General features: G+C 67.6%; 19 protein-coding genes and 1 pseudogene. 14 read left to right on the top strand and 6 right to left on the bottom strand.

The features are described from left to right. Window positions 1-102: 102 nt before the first annotated feature. Complete coding sequence (locus ACOQFL_RS15835) at window positions 103-834, top strand: CPBP family intramembrane glutamic endopeptidase (RefSeq protein WP_435544935.1); 732 nt, start codon at window positions 103-105, stop codon at window positions 832-834. Between the two features lie 128 nt (window positions 835-962). After that, window positions 963-1,196: a type II toxin-antitoxin system BrnA family antitoxin gene (gene brnA, locus ACOQFL_RS15840; RefSeq protein WP_435544936.1), complete on the top strand. Its 234-nt coding sequence runs from the start codon at window positions 963-965 to the stop codon at window positions 1,194-1,196. A gap of 205 nt (window positions 1,197-1,401) precedes the next feature. Here brnA and ACOQFL_RS15845 read toward each other — a convergent pair whose 3' ends face one another. The 4 genes and pseudogenes from ACOQFL_RS15845 to leuS form a co-directional block, all read right to left on the bottom strand. Next, complete coding sequence (locus ACOQFL_RS15845) at window positions 1,402-1,899, bottom strand: calcium-binding protein (protein ID WP_435544937.1); 498 nt, start codon at window positions 1,897-1,899, stop codon at window positions 1,402-1,404. 314 nt (window positions 1,900-2,213) lie between these two features. Further along, window positions 2,214-2,537 (bottom strand): annotated as a pseudogene (locus tag ACOQFL_RS15850) (DUF262 domain-containing protein); the annotation flags it as partial. A gap of 576 nt (window positions 2,538-3,113) precedes the next feature. After that, the gene (locus ACOQFL_RS15855) at window positions 3,114-3,821 is read right to left on the bottom strand and encodes a CAAX protease (protein WP_435544938.1); all 708 of its coding nucleotides are present in this window, start codon (window positions 3,819-3,821) and stop codon (window positions 3,114-3,116) included. Window positions 3,822-4,045: 224 nt separating this feature from the next. Continuing rightward, complete coding sequence (leuS, locus tag ACOQFL_RS15860; RefSeq protein ID WP_435544939.1) at window positions 4,046-6,958, bottom strand: leucine--tRNA ligase; 2,913 nt, start codon at window positions 6,956-6,958, stop codon at window positions 4,046-4,048. A gap of 431 nt (window positions 6,959-7,389) precedes the next feature. On the opposite strand from leuS, the gene ACOQFL_RS15865 reads away from it, so the two are divergent. The 5 genes from ACOQFL_RS15865 (at window position 7,390) to ACOQFL_RS15885 (ending at window position 12,411) form a co-directional block, all read left to right on the top strand. Continuing rightward, window positions 7,390-8,253: a type IV toxin-antitoxin system AbiEi family antitoxin domain-containing protein gene (locus ACOQFL_RS15865; RefSeq protein ID WP_435544940.1), complete on the top strand. Its 864-nt coding sequence runs from the start codon at window positions 7,390-7,392 to the stop codon at window positions 8,251-8,253. A gap of 100 nt (window positions 8,254-8,353) precedes the next feature. Then, window positions 8,354-8,491, top strand: a complete 138-nt coding sequence (locus ACOQFL_RS15870; protein WP_435544941.1) for a hypothetical protein — start codon at window positions 8,354-8,356, stop codon at window positions 8,489-8,491. 320 nt (window positions 8,492-8,811) lie between these two features. Continuing rightward, a complete protein-coding gene (locus ACOQFL_RS15875; protein WP_435544942.1) occupies window positions 8,812-9,513 on the top strand; it encodes a hypothetical protein in 702 nt (233 codons plus the stop codon). 317 nt (window positions 9,514-9,830) lie between these two features. Then, window positions 9,831-11,804, top strand: a complete 1,974-nt coding sequence (locus ACOQFL_RS15880; RefSeq protein ID WP_435544943.1) for an N-6 DNA methylase — start codon at window positions 9,831-9,833, stop codon at window positions 11,802-11,804. A gap of 91 nt (window positions 11,805-11,895) precedes the next feature. Continuing rightward, window positions 11,896-12,411 (top strand): SdpI family protein, encoded by a 516-nt coding sequence (locus tag ACOQFL_RS15885; protein ID WP_435544944.1) that lies wholly within the window; start codon window positions 11,896-11,898, stop codon window positions 12,409-12,411. Here the strand turns inward: ACOQFL_RS15885 and ACOQFL_RS15890 are convergent. Both ACOQFL_RS15890 and ACOQFL_RS15895 read right to left on the bottom strand, forming a co-directional pair. Then, window positions 12,404-12,976: a YqgE/AlgH family protein gene (locus ACOQFL_RS15890; protein ID WP_435544945.1), complete on the bottom strand. Its 573-nt coding sequence runs from the start codon at window positions 12,974-12,976 to the stop codon at window positions 12,404-12,406. The two genes, ACOQFL_RS15885 and ACOQFL_RS15890, sit on opposite strands and share 8 nt — an antisense overlap. A gap of 274 nt (window positions 12,977-13,250) precedes the next feature. Continuing rightward, the gene (locus ACOQFL_RS15895; protein WP_435544946.1) at window positions 13,251-14,768 is read right to left on the bottom strand and encodes a CCA tRNA nucleotidyltransferase; all 1,518 of its coding nucleotides are present in this window, start codon (window positions 14,766-14,768) and stop codon (window positions 13,251-13,253) included. A 316-nt stretch (window positions 14,769-15,084) separates the two neighbouring features. Between ACOQFL_RS15895 and ACOQFL_RS15900 the strand changes: the two genes are divergently transcribed. From ACOQFL_RS15900 to trxB, 7 genes are all read left to right on the top strand, one after another. After that, on the top strand, window positions 15,085-15,618 hold the full coding sequence (locus ACOQFL_RS15900) for an NUDIX hydrolase (RefSeq protein WP_435544947.1): 534 nt from the start codon (window positions 15,085-15,087) through the stop codon (window positions 15,616-15,618). After that, on the top strand, window positions 15,615-18,080 hold the full coding sequence (locus tag ACOQFL_RS15905) for a DUF6049 family protein (protein ID WP_435544948.1): 2,466 nt from the start codon (window positions 15,615-15,617) through the stop codon (window positions 18,078-18,080). The genes ACOQFL_RS15900 and ACOQFL_RS15905 overlap by 4 nt, the downstream gene beginning before the upstream one ends. A gap of 355 nt (window positions 18,081-18,435) precedes the next feature. After that, window positions 18,436-20,352 carry a murein biosynthesis integral membrane protein MurJ gene (murJ, locus tag ACOQFL_RS15910; RefSeq protein ID WP_435544949.1) on the top strand — a complete coding sequence of 639 codons (1,917 nt, stop codon included), beginning with the start codon at window positions 18,436-18,438 and terminating at the stop codon, window positions 20,350-20,352. A gap of 137 nt (window positions 20,353-20,489) precedes the next feature. Continuing rightward, a complete protein-coding gene (locus tag ACOQFL_RS15915) occupies window positions 20,490-22,133 on the top strand; it encodes a protein kinase family protein (protein WP_435544950.1) in 1,644 nt (547 codons plus the stop codon). A gap of 239 nt (window positions 22,134-22,372) precedes the next feature. Beyond that, a complete protein-coding gene (sigM, locus tag ACOQFL_RS15920; RefSeq protein WP_092929952.1) occupies window positions 22,373-22,981 on the top strand; it encodes an RNA polymerase sigma factor SigM in 609 nt (202 codons plus the stop codon). Next, window positions 22,978-23,850 carry an RsmA family anti-sigma factor gene (locus ACOQFL_RS15925; protein WP_435544951.1) on the top strand — a complete coding sequence of 291 codons (873 nt, stop codon included), beginning with the start codon at window positions 22,978-22,980 and terminating at the stop codon, window positions 23,848-23,850. The genes sigM and ACOQFL_RS15925 overlap by 4 nt, the downstream gene beginning before the upstream one ends. A 251-nt stretch (window positions 23,851-24,101) precedes the next feature. After that, complete coding sequence (gene trxB, locus ACOQFL_RS15930) at window positions 24,102-25,115, top strand: thioredoxin-disulfide reductase (protein WP_435544952.1); 1,014 nt, start codon at window positions 24,102-24,104, stop codon at window positions 25,113-25,115. Window positions 25,116-25,188: the final 73 nt, after the last annotated feature.

Below are 25,188 nucleotides of genomic sequence, written 5' to 3' on the forward strand. Positions count from 1 at the left end.
TGACCATGCCCCAACGGCATAGTTTGCGATAACTCGTGTCGGCCGGAGGCGGTGCACCGGAGCGGCCCCTTCGAAAACCACGAGCACGAGGAGTCAACCACCATGTCGAGCGATCTAGCCGAGCTACCGCAAGAAGCGATCCCCCGGAAAACCACACGACCCGTGCGACCGGGATGGCCCGAGATCGTGGTCGGCCTGCTCGCGATGATCGCCGCCACGGCCCTGGTGCCGTTCTTCGGGCCGTGGGGGCTGGAGCTGGGCCCGATGGCGTACGGGCTGGTCCTGGCCGCCTGGTCGGGCGTCGTCGGCCTCGTGGGCTTCGGCGTCGCAGCATTGCTGCGCATCCGTTCCCTGGCAGCCTTCAGCGTGCGCCGCACCACCTGGCGCTGGATGCTCATCGGTGTGAGCGGGGGCGTGGCCGCCTTCGCCGTCAATGGCCTGTTTAGCTACGCGATCATCAGCATCACCGGATTCGACGCCAATCCGCAGGGCGTGTACTACGACGCCGCGAACGGCGGCGTGCTGCCCCTGATCCTGACGTTCGTCTTCCTGTCCCTGTTCACTCCTATCGGTGAGGAGTTCCTCTTCCGCGGCGTGGTCGCCAACGCACTGCTGCGCTACGGACCCGTCACCGGCGTAGTGAGCAGCGCGGTGATCTTCGCCCTGTTCCACGGCATCAACATCGTGCTGCCCGCGGCGATCGCGGTGGGCGTCATCGCCGCCGAGCTGATGCGCCGCAGCGGGTCGATCTGGCCCGCCGTGGCCGTCCACACCGTCAACAACCTGGGACTGCCGCTGTACGTGCTGTTCACCGGGGCCGCCGGTCCCGCCTGAGCCCACGGCACACTGCCGGAGGACCGATCGGTCGCATCGGCGGCAAGTGTCGATCAGCCGGACTGGGCGTCGGGAGAACCTTGAGATCATCTCGGTGCGTAGGTCTCGGGCTGAGGAGGTAGAGATTTGTGAGGGTTGCGGAGTTCGACGACAAATTCGATCGCGGCGAGGACATCACCTCGACGCTCGATCTCGCCAAGGCACAACGTCCCGGTGAGGAGCAGCGGCGCGTCAACGTCGATTTCCCCGCCCGGATGATCGCGGCGCTGGATCGTGAAGCCAGGAGGCTGGGTGTGACGCGTCAGTCCGTCATCGAGGTCTGGCTCGCCGACCGGCTGGAACACACCACGCACGCTGCCTGAGTCCGCGAATCAGCGGGACTCGACGCCCGGCCGAGGCCCTGCCCGCCCGGAACCCTATTCGAGCGTGACGTTCGCACGGCGGATCCGCGGTCGGCTGTCGCTCCGGTTAGGCGAAATCGGGAGATCACGGCCCTTGAACGGCGACAGCCGACCGGGACTCGTCGTGCCACCCCGCGGCGCGGGGCGGCACGACGAAGTGCAGGCGTCAGCCCCTGCCGTAGTAGGGGATCTCGCAGTTGACGACCTTGTCGTCGAGATCCGCGTTGTAGCGGTCGGTGCCGGGACCGCAGTCGATGACGTCCGCCTCGTCGTCGGAACCGAGCTCGTCGGACATCACGGTGTCGTCGCCGGGACCGGCGTAGAGGTAGTCACTGCCCGGTCCACCGTGGAGGAAGTCGTTACCTGCCTCGCCCCGGATGAGGTCGTTGCCGGAGTTGCCGAACAGACTGTCCTCATTGGCCTCGCCGAAGATGACGTCGAAGCCGCCACGCCCCTTGATCACGTCCTGCCCGGGTGTGCCGTACAGCCCGTCCGGCCCGTCGGTCCCCTCCTGGTGGTTCTCCTCGTCCGCCGCGGTGACAGGCGTAGGCTGGGACTGGGAAGGCGTCGCCGCTGCCAACGGTGCGCCGACCACCAGAGCAGCCGCGGCGATTCCGGTTCCCACCAGTCCGGTCAGGCCGGTTCTCGTGCGCGTGGTACGCATAGCGGTTCGCTCCTCTCGCCGTGCGATCAGCTCTCCGTAGCCCTGGGGCTGATCGCACGGTTCGGTTTCCGTATGTCACCCCTTCGGACGCACGAACCCCCGAACGGGTTGAGCGAAGATCGAAAACTCTCGAGTTTCGGAGCCGACCGCCGCTTACTCGCGCCGCGCGCTTCGAGGTTCTGTCCCAGCGGAGCTTCCTCGATGTCGGCGTGCCCCGCACGGTGCGTCCAGTTTCCCAGGAGCGGTGTCCCAGCTGGTCGGTGAACAGAGTGACCAGGCGAGCCCGCGTCCTGCGTCGGCCCGCCCGACATCGCTCATGGCCGGTACTCCTCCAGCCGGTCCGGATCCCAGATTCGATCCACCAGGGCCCGGACCAGCTTGCTCCGCTCCTCGTGTTCCGCCTTGCCGAACCGGTCGTACGGCCGAAACGGCAGACCGGATCGCGCCACGAAGGAGCTGAACTGGGGCTGGTGCTGGTAGGCGGCGCTGGTCAGGCTCGCAGCGTAGAGGTTCTGCTTCGCGTAGTGCGGCGCCTTCCGCTCGAACGACTTGTCCTGGTAACTGCGGTTCACGTCGGCGGGCAGCAGCACCAGCCCGGCGACGTGGTCACGCCACAGGTCGAAATCCTCGCGGGTCGGAAACTCGTCGGTGTAGTGCTCGTGACCGCCGACCTCCGCGAAATCGCCACTGCGCCGCGCGCCGCCACCGTACTACCGGAACCGTCGGCCCCACCGCTGATTCCACCACCGGAGGCTCCGCACGCACCGGTGCGCCGGCCCGACAACGACCCGGACGAACCACCCCGGGGCAGTTCCATCCCCAGCGGATCGAACCGGAGATTCCCGCGACACCGCGGAATCCGCAGGCGAGCCCCGCACTCACCGCGTGGCGCGAACCCCGCCCCGCCGGGCGCGACAGCGCCCGGAATGCCCCGCCACACTCATTCATCCCCAGGCCACCGTCTCCGGACCCGGCCCTGGAACTCATGCGCCGCGTCCGCGACGGCCTCCGACTGCTGTGAAATCCGCCGCCGTCCCGATCCTCACCTGATCAGGCCGCTCTTCCTGCTGATACTCCGCAGCTCCGCGATCATCCGAGACGCAGTACGGAAAACCAGCTTCCGGATCGGACAGCACCGCCGGGGCGTGCCAACGAAGCAAAAACTCCGCAACCGAACACGAACCGCGCACCCAATACAGCTCAAGAGCCGATAATCACCGTGGCTGAGGCCAATCGTCCAGCAGCGCGGGGGTGTGGGACCGGGCTGCCAACCAATCGCCGATCGGCGGGGAAATCCACCGCACCAAGGTCACGATATCCTCGTGAATCTCGGCGGGGCTGCGCCGTGTCCTTGTCCCGGGCACGCGCACCCCGGCGATGACCGGTTCGCAGTGGGCCACGCGATTGCGGAGTGAGTACACCCGATGCACCAGGCTGTGCACCTGGGAGCGCACGCCCGATGAGTAGGGGAAGGCGTACCGCAGCGCCGGGCGCCACAGCAACGCGTCGTAGGAACGGCGTTGCCGGTAAGGTCGCGAGCCCGCGTAAGCACCGGCTTCCAGTAGCTGTACCCAGAACCCCATCGACAACGCCGCGATGAGCTTCCCCGGCGGGCTGTCCTCGGTGCAGCGGGCATCGCGGTAGGCCTTGACAATCGCGGTTTGCCCGCGATCGTCCAGCAGCCTGTCCTCGGCCCACCAGTGTGTCCCATACTCCCGGGACAGCTCGTTGTGCAGCGCGTTGCGAAGTACTACTTCCACGATCGCCAGATCGTGGTGAAAACTCGACGCCAGGCGGGCACCGAGGGTGTACAACTCGAGAGGCGAGCGCTCCCAGGACGGCGCGTGTCGTTCGTAGGTTTCCAGCCGCTCAGCACTCAACAACCGCGCCAGCTCCTCGGCCGGGAGATTCCGCTCGTCCATGATCCGGGTTCTACCACCCGGGTAGCCCGATCCCGCGTCCGGTTGTATGATTGCTGACGTAGTCCCCCGGTCAGCCAGTGCCTACGTGGCGCGCGCCGGGGGTATTTCTTGTTCCGTCCCTGTCATGCTGTCGCGCGTGACTTTTTCGGGGCCCCGGAATTCCGCGGAAACCGAGGCCCCGAAAGGGCGATGCGACCGCTACGGAGTCGCCGAAAGCCCGAAGCTCAGCCGACCACGTTGACCAGTCGCCCGGGAACCACGATCACCTTGCGCGGCTCACCACCGCCCAGCAGCTCGACGACCCTGCTGTCGGCCAACGCGGCAGCCCGGATCTCCTCCTGCTCGGCCGACGCGGCCACGGTGATCCGGGAACGGACCTTGCCGTTGAACTGGATCGGGTACTCGACCGTGTCGTCGACCAGGTACTCCTCGTCGGCCACCGGGAACGGCCCGTGCACCAGGCTCCGCTCGTTCCCCAGCCGCGACCACAGCTCCTCCGCCAGGTGCGGGGTCAGCGGGGCCACCAGCAGCACCATCGGCTCCATCACCGAACGCGGCGGACCGGCCGCACCCGAGTACTCCTTGGTGACCTTGTTGTTCAGCTCGATCAGCTTGGCCACCGCGGTGTTGAACTGCAGCCCGTCGTAGTCCTCGCGCACCCCGGCGATGGTCTTGTGCAGCGCGCGCAGCAGCTCCACGTCGGGTTCCTCGTCGGTGACCCGCACCTCGCCGGTCCGCTCGTCGACGACGTTGCGCCACAACCGCTGCAGGAACCGGTGCGAGCCCACCACGTCCTTGGTCGCCCACGGCCGCGAGGCGTCCAGCGGCCCCATGGACATCTCGTAGAGCCGCAGCGTGTCCACGCCGTAGGCGTCGGCCATCTCCTCGGGCGAGACCGAGTTCTTCAGGCTCTTGCCCATCTTGCCGTACTCGCGGTTGACCTCTTCGCCGCCGTAGAAGTACTTGCCGTCCTGTTCGACGACCTCCTCGGCGGGCACGTAGACACCACGCGAGTCGGTGTAGGCGTAGGCCTGGATGTAGCCCTGGTTGTACAGCCTGCGGTACGGCTCCTCGGCCGAAACGTGCCCCAGGTCGTAGAGCACCTTCTGCCAGAACCGCGCGTACAGCAGGTGCAGCACGGCGTGCTCCACACCGCCGACGTAGAGATCCAGCCCGCCCGGATCGTTCGAGCCGTGCCGCTCGGGGCGCGGCCCCATCCAGTACCGCTCGTTCTCGGGGTCGACGAACCGCTCGTCGTTCTCGGGATCGATGTAGCGCAGCTGGTACCAGCAGGATCCCGCCCACTGCGGCATCACGTTGGTGTCGCGGTGGTAGTGCTTGAGCCCGTCGCCCAGGTCCAGCTCCACCTCGGCCCAGTCGGACGCCTTGGACAGCGGCGGCTCGGGACGGCTGTCCGCGTCCTCGGCGTCGTAGGTGCGCGGGGAGTACTCGGCGACCTCGGGCAGCTCCACCGGCAGCTGGTCCTCCGGCAGTCCCCGCGGGTTGCCGTCCTCGTCGTAGACGACCGGGAACGGCTCGCCCCAGTAGCGCTGCCGCGCGAACAGCCAGTCGCGCAGCTTGTACTGCACGCTGCCGTTGCCGTGGCCGTGCTGCTCCAGCCAGGAGACGACCTTGGTCTTGGCGTCCTCGACCGAGAGACCGTTCAGGCTCAGCCCCGTAACCTCCGAGGCGGAGTTGATCGCCGTTCCGTCACCGGTGTAGGCCTCGCCCTCGAAGTCGGCCGGGGGTTCGACGGTGCGCACGATGGGAAGCCCGAACTCGGTGGCGAACTCCCAGTCCCGCTGGTCCTGCGCGGGGACCGCCATGATCGCGCCGGTGCCGTAGGCCAGCAGCACGTAGTCGGCGGCGAACACCGGAACGAGCTCGCCGTTGACCGGGTTGACCGCGCGCAGCCCGGTGAAGACCCCGGTCTTGTCCTTGTTCTCCTGCCGGTCCAGCTCGGACTTCGTCGCGGCGAACCGGCGGTACTCCGTCACCGCCTCGGCGGGGCCCGAGTAGCCGCCGGTCCAGCGTTGATCGGTGCCCGAGGGCCACTCGCCGAACCTCTCGGGGGCGGCGAGGATCTCGTCGACCAGCGGGTGCTCCGGGGCGAGCACCATGTAGGTGGCGCCGAACAGGGTGTCCGGCCTGGTGGTGAACACCTCGATCGTCTCGTCGCGGTTCTCCAGCGCGAAACGCACCTCCGCGCCCTGCGAGCGGCCGATCCAGTTGCGCTGCATGGTCTTGACCTTGTCCGGCCAGTCCAGCCGGTCCAGGTCGTCGACGAGCCGGTCGGCATAGGCGGTGATCCGCATCATCCACTGCTTGAGGTTGCGCCGGAACACCGGGAAGTTGCCGCGTTCGCTGAGTCCGTCCGCGGTGACCTCCTCGTTGGCGACCACGGTCCCCAGGCCGGGACACCAGTTCACCGGGGCCTCGGAAAGGTAGGCCAGCCGGTAGGAGTCGATGATCTCGCGCTGCCGGTCGCTACCCAGCTCGTCCCAGGGGGTGCCGTCCGGGGTGGCCCGCTCGCCGGAGGCGAACTCCGCCTCGAGCTCGCTGATCGGGCGGGCACGCCCTCTGCCCTGGTCGGCCTCGGTGTCGTACCAGGCGTGGAAGATCCGCAGGAAGATCCACTGGGTCCACTTGTAGAACTCGATGTCGGTGGTGGCGACACGGCGCCGCTCGTCGTGACCGAGGCCGAGCCTGCGGATCTGCGTGAGGTAGCGCTCGATGTTGTTCTCGGTCGTGGTCCGCGGGTGGGTGCCGGTCTGCACCGCGTACTGCTCGGCGGGCAGCCCGAAGGCGTCGAAACCCATCGTGTGCAGCACGTTGCGCCCGAGCATCCGGTGGTAGCGCGCGTAGACGTCACTGCCGATGAACCCGAGCGGGTGCCCCACGTGCAGGCCGGAGCCCGAGGGGTAGGGGAACATGTCCTGCACGAACAGCTTCTCGGACGCGGCGTCCTGCCCCCGCAACGGTCCCACCGGGTTCGCGGCGTGGTAGCTGCCGAGCTCCTCCCAGCGCCGCTGCCAGTCCCGCTCGATGTCACCCGCGATGCCCGCGGTGTACCGGAAGGGGGGCGTGTCGTCGCCCGCACCGTCCGTGCCCTGTGAGTTCCGTTCCGCGCCACTCATCGTGTGCGTTTCCTTCCCTAGTCCGTCGCTCCGACCCGCCGGGTAACGCTCCGAGCGACTCATCGGTGTGCCGCCACTGAAAAGTTAAAAACCCCTCAGCCCTTGCCGGGCATGAGGGGTTGCCGCGCCGAGGATCGCTCGCCTCAGCGCGGCTTCGTAAGCAGTCGGGCGGGGGCCACGACGAACAGCATAACCGGAGTTCAAAGCACGATGACCGGGTGGGAACCCCCGGCAGGGGGACAGCTGCGAGTGCTGCGGCTGCCCCGGACGGCGTCGCGGCCGATGTTCGAGACCGGAGAGGCGGATCCGGGGTCCTCCCCATCGCAGTCATCGACACAGGCACCGACTCGGAATCTCGGCCGCACACACGAAAGCAGCAAAAGTAACCTTTAAGTGTAACTAGTGCTGTATTCAGCTTGTATCGTAGCGGTATGAAGGCAACGCAAGCACTCGCGAAGCTCTGCGACTACTCGTCGGCCCAGTGGGGGATGGTGACCACGGCGCAGGCCCGCCAGGTGGATGTCGGCAAGGTCACGCTGACTCGGCTGGTCGATCGGGGAGTACTGGTGCGCCAACGTCACGGGGTGTATGCCGTGGCGGCGGCCGAGGAGACCGAGCACGCCGACATCAAAGCCGCCTGGCTCGCACTGAACCCCGGGGTTGCCGTCTGGGAACGACCGGTCCTCGATGAGAAGGGCGGAGTGATCTCGCACCGCAGCGCGGCTTTGCTGCACGATCTCGGCGATCTCGTGGCCGACAGCACGGAGATGCTCGTGCCGCGGCGGCGAAATCTCCGGGATCCTTCACTGCGGTTACGGCCAAGGGTCCTCGAGGAGGCCGACGTGACGCTGATCGCCGGACTTCCGGTAACGACGATCGAACGCACCGTTGTCGATCTGCTCGAGGACCATGTCGATGCCAGTCACGTGGCACCGATCATTCACTACGCCGCCCGCGACGGCAGACTGGATCTGAACCGTCTTGCCCCGCGTATCGACGTCTACAGCCGCCGATACGGGCTCGCGAACGGAGACGGGCAAGCTCTGCTGGATCATCTACTCGGCCAAGTCGGTGACGAATCGCCGAATGAACGTGTCCTGGCCGAGATCCTGCGCTCCTACCCCGAGGTCTACGAAGAAGTCAGCCGGAACACGCTACGCGGCTCAACCCCCGAATCGAGTTCCGCTGCGAAGTCGCGACTTCCCGATCTCACCGAGGCCCGCATGGCGCCGGTCCGCCGGACCCTGAACGCGGCCACACCGGCACCGGCGGGGCGATCTCGCGGCCTCCACTGATTCTGCCGGTTGACCGCAACGGCGTCGTTCCGCACAACACAGCGAGACAGGGTTGCCGAGCTCATACGTGGTGCCCGAGCACCGCAGCTGGACCGGGGTCATGCGAAACAGGCCAGTGCGACTGGGTGGATTCGGCGAACTGCGCACCCTCGGAAATACCGCCACCCTCGCCGACCTGTTCCTCACTCCGCTGCTGCGCGACGAGCGCCTCAGCACGGTTTCACAAACAGGCGGGTGATGACCGCGACGGACAGCATAACCGGAGCTTAAAGCGCTTCCGCGCACCGGAAGAGTTGCCGAGGCGGTACCTCGTCCTACACCACGGGAAAATCGCGCATTGCAATGCGCTTGACGCTACAGGGGAGCGCGCTCTACTCTTGATCAGCAGTGCGAGAACACGAGAACCGGTCACGCCATGCGGCGAAGTGACGTGTCGAACACAAAAATGCCCCGGGCGGCATGCAGACGGAAAAGCAACCAGTCGCAGAGGCGGACCCGGGGCCTACATCAGCCACAATAGCACCGGCGCGGTCACGGCGCCAGCACTGGAGGGACATCATGACCGACCAGTTGCCGGAGTGGATCATCCGCATGCTCTCACCGGCACGGTTCGAGCCGTATCTGAAAGCGGCCGATGGCAACATGCGGCATGCCTTCAGCCTCTACAACTGGAATCTCCGAGTGAGTGCGGCTTTCTATCGACCTTTGCACTGGCTGGAGGTTGGGCTGCGCAACACCCTGGACGAGGCCTTTCGCGAGTACTACGAGCGAGAGGACTGGTGGGAAACGGCTCCACTGAACCATAAGAACGGACTCGACAAGGTCCACGAAGCGCATCACAAACTCCGCGGCGAGGCACTCCGGCGCGGGGACACGCAGGAGCCATGCGCCGACGACATCGTGGCCGAGCTGAATTTCGGGTTCTGGGTGGGACTGCTCAGTAAAGGCGAGAGCTATGACCGCAAGTTCTGGCACCCTTTCCTCCATGCGGCTTTTCCCAACTACCGAGGGCTACGGAGGCAGTTGCATGCGGAACTGAGACCCATGCTGGGGCTCCGTAACAGAGTCATGCACTACGAACCGATCACGAACCAGAATCTGTGGCGCAAGCGCGATGATCTCCACCGCCTGATCGGATACATCTCGCGGGATACAGCAGAGTATCTGCGCCGTACGGACGGCCTACCCGAACTTCTTTCCGGACGTCCGGAACCATCGGATGTTGATCATGACTCTTTGACCTGCGTAGAACCAGCATGACCGACAGCGCCCCATGTGTCTCTCCAACCGAGATCGCCCGGCGTATCGGTGTGGACCGGACGATCGTCAGCGACTCGCGGCGGGTTCACACGGAGTTTCCGATCATGATCGTCAACGGCTCCGATGAACAGCTGTCCGACGAACGACAGATCGCCGCCCGACCGGAAAGTCCACGGGTTCCACCGTAAGCCCCACGCGACAATGAGCCGATCGATTCCAGCTATCGCAGGCGTTTCGGAGAGGACAAGCAGATGGAGCCGAAGTCGGTATATCCACCCGTCGGATGTGAACGGACATCCGAGCGGGCACACGATCTGTTGCGGTCGATTCGCGGTCTCATCGAGCCACGGCACTACCGGGTACCGCTCCTCACGCTGGTCTACCTGCGAAGCAACGCCCCCGAGAAGTGGAAAGAACTACGGAGCTCGGCGGGGCAACACGATCGGGACGGGATAGCCGCCGCCTTGCAGCGGGTCAACACGACTCTCCACTGGCTGCCGAATCACTACGGGACACCCGGTTCGGAGACGCTGGAAGCGTTGGTCGAGTTCGCGCGCGAGCTCGACCAGGAGTTTCCTGTCGATCGTTTTGCCACGAACTCACCCGCGTTGAGTGAGTTGTTCGATTATCTGGTGGAAACACTTTTCGCGTACAACCGCGACGGTGTGGAGTACTACACGCCGTGGTCCGTGGCACGCACCATGATCGGAATCATCCGGCCGAGCAGTGCGGAAAAAGTGCACGATCCGTGCTGCGGAGTGGGAAACCTGCTCATCGAGACGTCGCGGTTCCGCCGCGAGCGCGACTGCTCCGTCCCCGCTTCCCACTTGTCCGCTCGCGCGCTGACCGAGGAATCCCTGATCGTCGCCAGCATGCGTGCGGAATTCGAGGGCGCGGCAATGGAAATCGGAGCGGAGCCCGAGAACGTCCTGCTACGGGACTCGCGCGCTTACGAGTCGTTCGACGTGATCCTGAGCAATCCACCCTTCGGCAAGGGCATCCAGTTCGACACGAGCCACAAGGACGACACGCGCTGGCGCTACGGAACCCCCATGGGGGGTGACCCGAGCTTCGCGTGGCTGCAACACGCTGTGGACAAGCTCGTGCCCGGAGGCCGGGCCGCCGTGCTGATGGGGGAACAAGCGGGCTTCAGCGGCGGAGCCAATGGCCGCATCCGCGCCGCGATGTTGAATGACGGGGTTGTCGAATCGGTGATCACGCTACCGCGCGGCCTGTTCCACGCCACCGGTATCAGCGTCAGTGTCTGGATACTGCGGAAACGAACCGTTGGGGAATCGACACGCGACGAGGTACTACTGATCGACGCATCAGAGATGGGACGGCTCGTCGAACGCAATCGACGCGAACTGAGTCACGAGGAGATCGAGCGGATCGCGAATGCTTATCGGGATTTCCGGACGGGGAGGACCGCTGCGGAGGAGGGGTTCCTGCGCGCGGTCCCGCTCGAAGAGATTCGGGAACGCGACCACCGGCTGACCCCCCGCGGTTATCTCACCGGAGCATCCGAGGAGACCGACCCGGTCACGATCGTCCGCGAGGCCCGACAAAGCGACGCCCGCATGCTCGAAGTCGACGAGCAAGCACGGCACGAGGACAGCGTGGTCGAGTACGCACTGTTGGACAGCGGCCTGCGTTCGGAGAACCTCCCGATCGAATCCGGGTGGGGGGAAACCACGCTCGGCGAGGTGTGCGAAGCGCTGGCAGGCCCCGGTGGCCAACTGCGCAAGCTTGAGTACCACTCCGAGGGGATCGCTCTCGTCGCGCCGAAGAACATCCACAACAACAGGATCATCGACGAGGGCATGAACCGCATCGCTCCGGAACAAATCACGGGGAAGCTGGAGCGGTACCGACTGGCGGCCGGAGACGTGCTATGCGTACGTACCGGCTCTCCCGGCCGCCCCGCCCTCGTGGATCCCTCACACGGTGGAGCACTGTTCGGCACGGCGTGTATCCGGTTACGACCGGACACCTCCCTCGTCACCGGCCAGTTCCTGACCTACTGGTTGGGTACTCCGCAGGCAAGGGAGTGGATCTCGCGTAACTCCAGCAGCGGTACGATTCCGAGCCTGAACGCGCGTGCTCTGCGAGCACTGCCCGTTCGCCTACCGCCGCTGTCGGTCCAACGCGACATCGGAAGAGTGTTCGGGACGCTGGACGACAAAATCGCGGCACACGATAACGTCGTTCGTGCCACGGCGGAACTTCGCGAGTCGTTGGGCTCGATGCTGGGTAACGGCATGTTCTCCACCAGTGACGGCTCGGACTGAGTCAACGGCCGATTTCAGCCCAGGTGTGCTCCCGCGCACCCGAGGCGGGAGCTGTCCGAACCCGAGCGCGGTGGAGTCGTAGGCTGGCGGGGTGGCACTTGCATCGCTGATCATCGTGTGTGCCGTCGTGATCGTCGCCGGTCTCGCCGCGCTGGTTCTGGGGTGGCGCGGGTTGCGCGGCACGCTGCCGCGCAACCGGTACGTGGGGGTGCGAACCCCGGCGGCGCTGCGTGACGACGAGACGTTCCGGCTGGCCAACCGGGTGGCCGCTCCGCCGATCCTCGCGGGAGGAGCGATCGCCGTGGTGGTGGGATGCTGTCTGGCCGCGCTGGGTGGCACCGGCACGGGATGGCTGATCGCCGGGCTCGGCGTGCTCGGCGCGCTGGTGCTGGTCGTGGCCGGTGGCGTGCTCGGTGGGCGAGCGGCCGCCGCGGTACCCGAGACCGCGCCGGCGGCTTCCGGATGTGCCACCTGCTCCTCGGCACCCGCCGGGAACGTGTCCGAGCCGAGCGGTGGTGGCTGCGCCGCGGCGGGGCTGTGCTCGGCGGCGGGCGGATGCTTCGCCGCCACGGCCCCGGAAGCGAACGAGGAGAACTCGCTCAGTTGAGCTGGACGTCCCCCGGATGGGTGGCCAGAAAAGCCAGCGGCGGCCCCTGCCTGCGCAGCACTCGGGCCCAGAGATTCTCATCGGGCGGGGCGATCACGTCCTCCGGCAAGGCGGGGAACACGTGCCAGTCCCCCCGGTCGATCTCGCCCGCCAGCTGCTGCTTGCCCCAGCCGGCGTAGCCCGCGAAGAATCGCATCCCGCGCGCCTGCCCGGCCAACTCGTCCGGATCACTGTCCAGATCCACCAGCCCCACCGGCCCGTTCACACCCACGATGTTGCTGAACTCGCCCGCGTCGACTCCGGTACGCAGCGCGGCGAGGCAGATCGCGGTGCGCTGCTCGACGGGGCCGCCAACGAACAGCGACTGGGGTTCGCTCGCCAGTTCGCTCCACTTGGGCAGCACGTCGTGCACCGGTATCCCGCTGGGCCGGTTGAGCACTACGCCGAGTGTGCCCTCGTCGTGATGGTGAATGACGAAGACCACCGCACGACTGAAGTTGTCGTCCTGCAGCGTGGGCGCCGCCACCAGCAGCGTCCCCGGTTTCACATCCGCGTCGGATCCCACCCGCCCATGATCTCACTACCGGGAGGAGTTGGGGACCGGCCGTTCGCGCCGAGGGTTGTCGGAGCATCGACATCGCGGGGCCGCGTACATTTCGCGAGAAATTGACGCCGCCCGAGCCGTACACCGACCCACCGGCGCGGCGATTTCGCGCGAAATTGACGGCCGGGGACAGCGACCGACGGGGCGGCGTCGGGAACGGTGAGCACGAGCCGATAACAGTGAGCACTACTACCGAGCAGTGATGCTCACTAATAATGCCGACTACTGCCCCCAACTACTGCTCCGGCGGCTCGATTCCCCGCTCACGGGCCCAGCGGTGCAGTTCGGCGATCGCGTCCGCCCGCTCCAACGGCCCCTGGTCCAGCCGGACCTCCTTCAGATGGCGCCACGCCTGGCCGACGAGGGGCCCCGGGCTGATCCCCAGCAACCGGATGATCTCGTTGCCGTCCAGATCCGGGCGGACCCGCGCCAGGTCCTCCTCCTCGGCGATGCGCTGGATGCGGGCTTCCAGGTCGTCGTAGGAGCGCTGCAGCGCCCGCGCCTTGCGCTTGTTGCGGGTGGTGCAGTCGGCACGGACCAGCTTGTGCAACCGCCGCAGCAGATGCCCCGCGTCGTTGACGTAGCGACGCACCGCCGAGTCGGTCCAGTTGCCCTCGCCGTAGCCGTGGAAACGAAGGTGCAGGTACACGAGGTCGGAGACGTCGGAAACGATCTCCTTGGAGTACCGCAGCGCACGAAGCCGCTTGCGAGTCATCTTGGCCCCGACGACCTCGTGGTGGTGGAAGCTCACCCCGCCGCCCGGCTCGAAACGGCGGGTGGCCGGTTTGCCGATGTCGTGCAGCAGCGCGGCCAACCGCAGCACCAGATCCGGCTCCCCCTCGGGGTCCTCGGCCCGCTCCAGGTCGATGGCCTGATCCAGTACTACGAGTGAGTGATAATAAACGTCCTTGTGCTGGTGGTGCTCGTCGATCTCCAGCCGCATCGCGGGCAGCTCGGGCAGCACGTACTCGGCCAGACCGGTGTCGACCAGCAGTTCGATCCCGCGGCGGGGGTAGCCGCCGCAGAGCAGCTTGGAAAGCTCCGCCTGGATCCGCTCCGGGGTGATGCGCTCGATCTCGGCGGCCATCCGGCGCATCGCGTCGAGCACCCGTTCGGCGGGCTCGAATCCCAGCTGCGCCGCGAACCGGGCGGCACGCAACATCCGCAGCGGGTCGTCGGCGAAGGACTCCTCCGGCGGCGCGGGGGTGTCCAGCCGCTGCTGGACCGCGTCGCGCATACCGCCGTGCGGATCGACGAACTCCCCGGAGATCGGTTCGACCGCCATCGCGTTGACCGTGAAGTCCCGGCGCAGCAGGTCACCGGTGATGGAGTCCCCGAAGACGACCTCGGGATTGCGGCTGGTCCGGTCGTAGGTGTCGGCCCGGAACGTCGTGATCTCCACGGTGACGCCGTGCCGGTAGGCTCCCAGGGTGCCGAACTCGATACCGGTGTCCCAGACCGTCTCGGCCCAGCCGTCCAGCAGTTCACGCACCCGTTCCGGCCGCGCGTCGGTGGTGAAGTCGAGATCCCCGCCGAACCGTCCCAGCAGCACGTCGCGCACGCTGCCGCCCACGATGTAGAGCGCCAATCCCTCGGCCGCGAACCGTTCGGCCAGTTCCCGCGCGGTCGGCACCAGTCGCGCCAGCTCCCGCACCACGTTGTGCTGCGCCGTCCGCACTGCGGTCACTTCGGAGTCGTCGGTCCGCGCGGCGGAGTCGTGGGAACCTGCGGCGTCGAAAACGGAAGGGGACACAGCCGTCAGGGTATCGGCCCCGAACGAGTCGACCACGGCGGTCACCACACCCACTCCCTCCCGGGCAGGAGCGCGTGCGGATCCGGCCGAGCCGGTACGGCACCCCGGGTGGGAAGCCGTGGAACACCCACCGCCGAACCGGAGTGCACCCGGGTTCGTGATCATTACTATGATCGCATCGTTCGTAGCCCGAACGGGGGATCCCGGCGGACCGAGGGGAGCCAACCGAGGGGAACAGGGTCCGCGGCGGACGGAACGCGCCACGGCGGTTGTCGAGAACAACGGTTACCCACCCGATCGCATTACCATCGGCTACATGCCCCCTCTGCCCGGTCGCTCCGGCGGCTCCCGATCCAAACGTCGGGGTCCGCGGCGGCGGCGCGGGCTGCGAACCGTGGACGAGACCTCCGCCGGTGGGCTGGTCGTCGACGGGGGCTGGGAGAACGCCGCCGTCATCGGACGTTCCGACCGGCGAGGCCGGTTGCTGTGGTCCCTGCCCAAGGGCCACATCGAGACCGGTGAAACACCGGAGGAGACCGCCGCACGAGAAGTCTCCGAGGAGACGGGCATCATCGGACGGGTAATCCGCCCGATCGGGACGATCGACTACTGGTTCGTCGCGGACAACCGGCGAGTGCACAAGACCGTGCACCATTTCCTGCTGGTGGCCATGGGCGGCGATCTTTCCGACGAGGACGTGGAGGTCACCGAGGTGGCGTGGATGCCGCTTGGTGAGCTGGACAAGGCTCTGGCCTACGCCGACGAGCGCAGGCTCGTCCAGCACGCGATCGCGCTGTTCGGACCCGGCACGGGCAGCGCGGAGTTCGGTACCGGAACGGAGCACGGATGACCCGCGGCCCCGCTCACGTACGAAAGCCACGCGGCGCACGGATCCGGTTACGGGCGGGCCTGCTGCTCGTGGTGAGCGCCCTCCTCGCCGCGTTGGCACCCGTAGCCACCCCGATGGCCGAGGCACAGCCCACCGAGCGGATCGACATCGCCGTGTCCACGGTCACGCCACAGCTGGTTCGGAGCGATTCGTCGAAGACGCTGACCATCAGCGGAACCATCCACAACACCAGCGACAGCGCCCTGCGCGACCTGGAGATGCGACTACAACGCGGCAAGGCGCGCGCCACCCGGGCCAGCGTGCTCACGGCGCTACGGGACCGGGCGTCCACCGCCGCGGTGCGGACCAGGTTCGAACCGGTCGCCACGGGACTGCCCGCGGGCGCCCGGACCGAATTCGAACTGCGGGTGACGCTGAGCGGCACGGACTCCCGATCACTGCGCCTCGGTTCCCCGGGGATCTATCCGCTGCTGCTCAACGTCAACGGTGAGCTCACCTCGCAGCGGCGGGCCCGCGTGGGCTCCACCCGGTTCATGCTGCCCGTACTCTCACCTCCGGGTGGTTCCCCGGCGGCTCCCTCCGAGAGCACGCCCGTGACCACGCTGATACCGCTGATCGACTACCCGAGGATGATCCAGCAACGGCTGCCCGGACGACCGACCATCCTCACCGACGAACGACTCGCCCGATCACTGGCGCCGGGCGGCAGGCTGCACGGCCTGGTCCGGGCGGTCTCCGAGGAAGTTCCCTCGGACGAACCGCTGGGCAAGGGCCTCTGCTTCGCGATAGACCCGGACCTGGTCGTCACGGCGAAGGCCATGGCCGAGGGCTACCGGGTGCGTCGGGACAACGGCGACACGGTGCGGGGGACCGGTTCCGAGGCCGCCAGGGCCTGGCTGGACGACCTGCGGTCGGTGACCGAAGGTCGCTGTGTGATCTCGGTGCCCTACAGCGACACGGACGTGGTGGCGCTGGGGCGGGCGGAACTGCCCGAACTGATCAAGGACTCGCTGGGCGGCGCGGACGCGGTGAGCGAGGAACTGGGCGTCGAGGTCCGCGAGAAAGTCCTCTGGCCGGTGGACGGGGCGCTGGACGAACCGGCCGCCTCCCAGCTCGCCGACACCCCGGTGAGCACGGTGCTGCTGCACCCCGACTCACTCGCGCGCACCGACGGATCGCTGCGGCCCGCACGGCTGAGCACCACGAACTCCGACTACACGCCGAACGCTCGACTGATCGACCCGCTGGTGGCCGACGCGCTCAACCCGATGCGCGGGCAGAGCGCCGCCAACTCGACCCGGCTCTCCCCGCTGGGTGACGCCACCCCCGCGCTGCTGGACGGCCTGGCGAGCCTGACGTTCCGCTCCCGGAGCGCGGCGGTGCCCGGTACCACACTCATCGCTCCACCCCGCCGGTGGAATCCGGATGAGGGAGAACTGCGCGACTTCCTCTCGGGGCTGAAAACACTGCGGGACGCCGGGTTCGTGCGACCGACGAAACTGCCTGCCCCCGGCGGCGACTCGCCGAAGCAAGGGGCCGCCGGAACGCGGGAGCAGTCCGTCGGGAACGATTCCCGACCGGTGGCGATCACCTATCCGACGAGCAGCGCCGCCGACGAGATCCCGCAGCGGGTACTCGGCAAGCTCGCGAGGCAGAACCGCAAGGTCGGACAGCTCTACCGGGCGGCCGCACGCGAACCCGCCAAGAACGTCGACCCCGCCAGCGTGACCACACCACTGCGCAACGGTCTGCTGCGCGGGGCCTCCAGCGCATGGCGCGGCGAGAGTGGCACGGCCCGGAAATGGGTGAATACGGCGGAACGGACCCTGCGGGGGATTCTCGGCAGCGTTCGGCTGGGGAATCCGAAACCGATCTCGCTGACCTCGAGCAACGGCAAACTGCCCGTGACGGTGGTCAACGACCTGCCGGTGACCATATGGTTCGAGCTGCACGTGGACAGCCCACGCGGGGTGAGCGTGGATGACCTCGGCAGGTTGAAGGTCCCCGCCAACGGCAAACGCCAGTTCCTGCCGAAGCTGCACGCCGAGCGGGCGGGAAAGTTCACCGTGGATGTGACGATGCGCACCGAGGGAGGTACGAAGCTGGGCAGGACCCAGCGAATCCGGGTGAACTCGAACGCCTACGGCGCGGTTTCGTTGATCATCACGATCAGCGGTGCGGCGCTGCTCGTGCTGCTTTCGGGCAGGCGTATCGTCCGCCGGATCAGGGGCCGTAACGGCACCACCGCGCCGGAGGGCACCACCGGGACGGACAGTGCCGCCCGCACAACGGGGCAGGAGCCGGGTCCGAACGGGAGTGAGCCACCCGACACTCCACCGAACTCGTCCGAAGCGGAAAATACGGGCGAAACACGCGAAACACCGCCCGATTCGGAGGACGAGACCGGAACGGACGGCGCGGCCCGGCGCCCCACCGCCGAGAATGATCCACAGCAGAGCTGAGACCCTTTGACCCGAGCCCCTTTGACCCGAGCCCCTTTGACCCGAGCCCCTTTGACCCGAGCCCTTTGCGACCCGAATCCTGTGAGCCGAGCCCCTGTGCACGGACTCGCGGTCGGCTTCCGGGCGCACCGGAACACGGTGGCCCCGGCGTGCTCCCCGTCCCGGGAAAACGCCGGTCGTCGGGGAGCCCCGGTCGTCGGAGGTGCCGCTCGCGGGTCGGCGAGCGCACGACGAGCATCTCGCCGGAGCGTGGCACCCGCCCACCCGTAACGGCGAGCCATCGGGTGATGCGCCTCAGCTAACCTGGCCGGGTTGCACACGTACGGGTGAGCATGCCGATCGAAGGAATGAGTTGGTGAACGGAGACAACCGCACCGGAGCCCTCGATTCACGAGGAAAACCCGGTGGGGAGGACGCTCACCCGACAGAACCGCTCCCACGGGTGACCGGTTTTCCGGCACCCCCCGCCCCGGCCCCGGAGACGAACACCTCCGGCAACGCCGCGGAGCTGACCCAGCCGATCCCGACCGTCGGCCACGGCCCCGGCAATGTCCGGGCCGAGCAGCACACCGAGGTCTTCCCCAGCGTCGACGACAGGGCCGAGCGCTTGACTCCCGATCGAGAAACCGCCCACGCCCCGGAGGACGAAACCTCCGAACCACGGCACAGCGGCGGCAAGAAGTCGCTGCTCAAAGCCAGCGGCTCGATGGCGATCGCCACGCTGATCAGCCGGATCACCGGATTCGGCTGGAAACTAGTGCTGGCTTACACCATCGGGTTCAGCGTGGCCAACGACTCGTTCACCGTCGCCAACACGCTGCCGACCAGCATTTTCGAACTGCTCATCGGTGGTGTGCTCACCAGCGTGATCGTGCCGGTGCTGGTGCGGGCGCAGAAGTCCGACGCCGACGGCGGGCAGGAGTACGTACGCAAGCTGCTGGCCGCCTCGGGGCTGGTGCTGCTGCTGGGCACCCTGATCTCCCTGCTCGCCGCACCGGGGCTGGTCTGGCTCTACATGGGCGACTCCGAGAAGGCCAACCCGGAACTGGCCACGGCTTTCGCCTATCTGCTGCTGCCCCAGATCCTGTGCTACGGCGCCAGCGCACTGTTCGGCGCGCTGCTGCAGTCCAAGCAGATCTTCGGTCCGCCCGCCTGGGCGCCGGTGATGAACAACGTGGTCATCCTCGCCACGCTCGGCGTCTACACCCTGCTGCCCGGCGAGCTGACCGTGAACCCGGTGCGGATGACCGACGCGCACCTGCTGACCTTGGGCATCGGTGTCAGCTGCGGTGTGCTGGCGCAGGCGTGCGTACAGCTTCCGGCGTTGCGCCGGACCGGACTGAGTTTCCTCCCCAAGCTGGGCTGGGATTCCCGACTGTCCGAGTTCGGCGGGATGACGCTGTGGATGCTGGGTTACGTCGGGGTCAGCCAGGTCGGGCTGTTGGCGCTGTCCCGCGTGGCCACCGCCGCCGATCCCGGCGCGTGGTCCATCTACAACTACGCGTGGATGCTGCTGCAGCTGCCCTACGGGGTGATCGGGTTCTCGGTGATGACGGCGATCCTGCCGCGCATGAGCGCGGCCGCCGCCGACGGGGACAACGAACGAATGATCGGCGACCTCTCGCTGGGCAACCGGCTCTCCACCGTCTCGCTGCTGCCGATCAGCGCGGTGATGACCGCGCTCGGCGTGCCGATCGCCATGGCACTGTTCTCCGTCAGGGACGGCATCGGCTCGGTCGAGCAGCTCGGACTCGCGTTGGTCGTCTCCTCGTTCGGGGTGCTGCCTTTCGCGATCACCATGATGCAGATGCGCGCCTTCTACGCCCTGAAGGACGCACGGACCCCCACGCTGATCATGGTCGTGATGACCGTTGTGAAGGTGTTACTCGCGATCGGGGTGGCCGTTCTCCTACCCGAGGAGAGCGCTGTCCTCGGTATAACGTTCACGAACTCGTTCACCTTCGTCATCGGTTCGCTCGTCGGCGAGCTCTGGCTGCGGCACCGGCTGGGGCCGCTGGGCACCCGCCGTTTTCTGAACACTTTGGGCAGAACGCTGGCGGCCTCCATCGCAGGCGGCGCACTGGCATGGCTGGTCAGCATCGGTATCGACACGGTTGTACCCGGCGATGCCGGCGCCTTGATCGGTTGGCTGCAGGTGGTGTTCGGCGGCACTATCGGACTGGCCGCCATCTTCGGCGTGATGTGGCTGCTGCGGGTTCGGGAACTCCAGCCCGCGTTCAACCGAATTACGGGTCTGCTGCGTCGCCGCTGACGACGGTGTCACGTACTCTCGAACGGGGAGTCTCTACGGCGGGGCGGACGGGATCATCGTGGGCTACGGCCGCCCTTGCACGAGCGGGGTTCGCGTTCGGCGACCCTTTGCCGACGGGAAGAATCGGGAGACGGCAGGTGAGCGGAAAACCGACCGAGCAGCCGGGTGCCGGACAGCACGAGGACACGATCCACAACGAACGAACCGTGCGTCGGGAGGACACTACGAGTACGGCACACGCATCCGAGCAGCGACTCGCGCCGGGCGCGGTACTCGATCACGGACGATATCGGCTGCTCGCCAAGGTCGGTTCGGACAGTCGTTGCAACGCGCAGCTCTGGCGGGCCAAGGACGGCGTGCTCGGACGCGACGTGTCCCTGACGATCATCGTCGGCGACAGCTCCGACACCACGCAGACCTCGGACGCGCGCCGCACGCTGGAACGCGCGATGCACGCCAGCACTTTCAACCACGTCGGAGTCGCCAGGGTGCTCGACGTGGTCAGCAGCGCTCCCGGTGATCCGGACGGCGTGCTGGGCATCGTGATCGCGGAGTGGACCCACGGCAGCGACCTGACCGAGTTGATCTCGGACGGCCCACTGGCCCCGGGTACCGCCGCCAGGCTGCTGCAACCACTGGCCGCCGCCGTGGAGGCGGCGCACCACGCGGGACTGGTGCTGGGCATCGACCACCCGCAGCGGGTGCGGGTCACCGGCGACGGCGAGATCCGGATGGCGTTCCCGGGGCCGATGCCGGACGCGGGCTCCGGGGAGGACGTGCGCGGACTGGGCGCCGTGCTCTACCTGCTGCTGACCGGCCGCTGGGCGCTGTCCGGCAGCCCGGAGGGCGTCTCCTCCGCCCCGGCGGGCCCCGACGGGACGGTCGTCCCACCCCGCACCCTGCGCCCGGCCATCCCGCTGGAACTGTCCACGGTGGCGGTACGCGCACTGGGCAGCCCGGAGTCGAACGGCACCACCGGCGGAGTACGCACCGGGGCGGCGGTGCTGCGGGTGCTGGAGCAGTACGCACAACAGGACGCGGGCGAAGCCGTGATGCACTCGGCCCCCGCCGGGGTGGAGGCTCGCGGCGACGACGTCTGGCAACGCGAGGACCCCAAACCGGATCCACGCAAACGGCGCAAGCTGATCTACGGGGTCGGAGCCGTGGCCGTGGTGACGCTCTTCGTGGTCAGCTGGCTGGCCGCCATGCTGATCGGCATGTTCGTGGGCCCCACGGACAGTTCCGGCCCCAACAGACTCGTCGGTGGGGAGACGAGCAGCGACTCGCAGCAGCCCCCGTCCTCCACCTCCGCGGAGAGCTCCCGGCCCCAGCCGAAACCGGTCGCGGTGACCGGCTCGAACGTGTTCGTCACCGAGCAGGACCGCGACAACCAGGACGAGGTCGACCTGGTGCACGACGGCGACAAGGGCACCAGCTGGCAGACCGACGGCTACAACGACCAGCTCGGAACCGGCTTCAAGAGCGGGATCGGCATCCTGCTCACGCTGGAGAACCCCTCGCGACTCGCCGAAGTGGACATCACTTCCCCCAGTTCGGGAACGGAGCTGGAGATCCGGGCGGCCTCCGACGAATCTCCGGAACTGTCGAGCGCCGAGGTGATCGGCAAGGGCGAACTCAGCGGCGGAACCACCACCATCCCGGTGAAAACCGACGAATCCACTTCGCACGTGCTCGTCTGGATCACCGGGCTCTCCCAGGGCGACCGCTACAGCTCCGAGATCGAGGAGATCGAGCTGCGCGGCGTCAACGGGCAGCCATGACTCGGTGAGCCTGCGCGACTCAGCGATACGCCACGACTCGGCAGGAACCCACCTCCCGTCGCGCGGCGAGAGCCCACCGAAGAAGGGGAACCGGGTGAGTGGCAGCGCCGGTTCCGGAGCCGTTCTCGTGTTTCGACACCGTCGAGTCGGGACACGAGAACGTCCACTCCGGTGGGACGGAGCACGCTCTGACCAATCTGGTGGATGTGTAACAGTACACAATCAGTAGGGTTCGTGGCGTGTCAGAAACCGCCAGTTCGGATGCCGATCTCATAGCGGCTCACCTATCCGGGGACCGGCAGGCGTTCTCCGAGCTCTTCCGGCGGCACCGTGATCGACTGTGGTCGGTGGCCCTACGGACGATGCGCGATCCGGAGGAAGCCGCCGACGCGCTGCAGGACGCGATGATCTCCGCGTTTCGCAACGCGGGTTCGTTCCGCTCCGAGTCCAGGGTCACCACCTGGCTGCACCGGATCGTGGTGAACGCCTGCCTGGATCGAATTCGCAGACGTCAGGCCCGAGCCACCGTCCCACTACCGGAGGACGGCCCGGGCGAGCCCGCACACCCGCACGACAGAATAGCCGAGCACGACACCCGAATGGTCGTATCGGACGCGCTCGGCGAGCTGCCGGAAGATCAACGAGCCGCTATCGTGCTCGTGGACGTCGAGGGATATCCGGTTTCGGAGGCGTCGAGACTGCTCGGCGTGGCCGAGGGCACCGTCAAAAGCCGCTGTGCCAGAGGCCGGATCAAGTTGGCGCAACTTCTCGGGCATCTACGGAACCCGAGTGCGGACGCGCACGTCTCAGACGAAGGCATGGCCACGCGTCGACGGGAGGGACGATGAGTGGCGAGGATCGGCGTGCCGGTGAGCCCGGGGTTCCGGAGTGGTCCCCCGAGATGCTGGCCGAACTGCACGCGGGAGCGCTCGACGAGGAGACCGCGGCGCGCCTACGGCCCGTGACAAGCGCTGATCCGGCAGCCGCGGCGGTCCTGACCGCGCTGGAGACCACGCGGACCCAGCTGGCGGAACAGGTGGCCGTCGAGATACCCGAGGAGGTGGCGGCCCGCATCGAACAGTCACTGGCCGTCGAACCGCTCCCGGCGGCCACGGACGGCGCTGACGGACGGCAGGGCGAGCACCCCGTCGGACACGAGGTCCACGGTGACGAGCGGGAGGGCTCCTACGACTCGACGGGCCCGGAACGAGCCGAAGTGATCGACATCGGGCGTGCTTCCGGTCGGGGCGGCAACCGCCGTCGCCGAGGGCTCGTGTGGGGCTCGGGCCTGGTGGCCGCGGCCGCGACGGTGTTGGCCGTGGTGCTGGTCACCGTTCCGGGCGGTGGGTCCGGTGACCATCATGCGGGGGACACCGGCTCGGAGCCCCCGGCCGCCACCGGCCCCTCGGATCCGCCGTTGGCGTTGACCGGGGAACAGGCGACGCTCAACGGCGAACAGTTGCAGGCGGTGCTCTCCTCCGAGGAGGAGTACGCGGGCAGGTTGGACGACCCCGGCCGACTGCTGCGGTGTTTACAGGCCAACGGGATCTCCGACAGCGACCCCATGGGAGCGCGGCGAATAACCTTCAATGGTGAGCCGGCCCAGCTGATGGTGCTGTCGACCGGTGAGGTCGGCCGGTTCCGGTTATTGACGGTCGGCCCCGACTGCGGGGCGGGCAAGCCCGCCACCCTCTCGGACGTCGTGATCGGTGGCTGAGCGGAAGGCCCGAACCGGCTCGCCCGCCAGGGTGCTTTACCGTTCCGTCCCGTACGGCGCGGCCGGAGAGCTCGACGAACGACCACGGCGGGAACAACCGGGTCCACCCAGACCTCGGGCACACCGGTCCAGCATGTGGGCGCGGGCACTCACCCTGCCGGTGCGGGAACAACCGGCACCTAGTATCACGTTGACGATGATGCGCGCGGACACCGACCACGCGCGAACGACGTGACGAGGGAAGGGGCGCGGTGACTGGCGACGTGCGGAACGTGATTGTCGTTGGCTCCGGTCCTGCCGGCTACACCGCTGCGGTGTACGCGGCAAGGGCGGAACTGCGACCGCTGGTCTTCGAGGGCACCCAGTACGGCGGTGAACTCATGACCACGACCGATGTGGAGAACTATCCTGGATTCCGCGACGGGATCATGGGCCCCGAACTCATGGAGCAGTTCCGTGCGCAGGCGGAACGGTTCGGGGCGGAACTCAAAACCGCCGACGTCGAGGAGATCGACCTCGGCGGGGAGGTCAAGACCGTCACCTCCGGCGGTGTGGAGTACCGGGCCAAGGCCGTGATTCTGGCGATGGGGGCGGCGGCGCGCTACGTCGGCGTTCCCGGTGAGGACCGGCTACTCGGGCGCGGCGTGTCGGCGTGCGCCACCTGCGACGGATTCTTCTTCCGCGACCAGGACATCGCCGTGGTCGGCGGTGGTGACTCGGCGATGGAAGAGGCCACCTTCCTGACCCGGTTCGCGAACTCGGTGACCATCCTGCACCGCCGCGAGGACTTCCGCGCCTCCAAGATCATGCTCGAACGCGCACGTGCCAACGACAAGATCCACTGGCGCACGAACACCGTGGTCACCGAGGTGAACGGGGACGGCACGGTCTCCGGGCTGACCGTGCGCGACACCGTGACCGGCCAGGAGTCGCAGCTGCCGGTGACGGGCATGTTCGTCGCCATCGGCCACGACCCGCGCAGCAAGCTTGTCACCGACCAGGTCGAGGTGGACGAGGAGGGCTACGTGCAGGTGCGACACCCCACCACGGCCACCAACATCCCGGGCGTGTTCGCCGCGGGCGACCTGGTGGACAAGACGTACCGGCAGGCTGTCACGGCTGCCGGTTCGGGCTGCTCGGCGGCCATCGACGCGGAGCGTTGGCTGGCCGAACACGAAGCCTCCGAGACGGCCGAAGTCGCACCGGAACTCGTCGGCGGCGGCTACGGAACCGCCGCCGAAGCCGACGCCGCGGCTGCCCACTGAAGGCCGCGAGCGACACCGAGCCGAACCTCGCACGGCGCCGGAACGCCCGTGGGCGGGCCGGTGATCACCCCGT

Source organism: Actinopolyspora sabaoui (genome assembly GCF_051225635.1).
Classification (GTDB): domain Bacteria; phylum Actinomycetota; class Actinomycetes; order Mycobacteriales; family Pseudonocardiaceae; genus Actinopolyspora.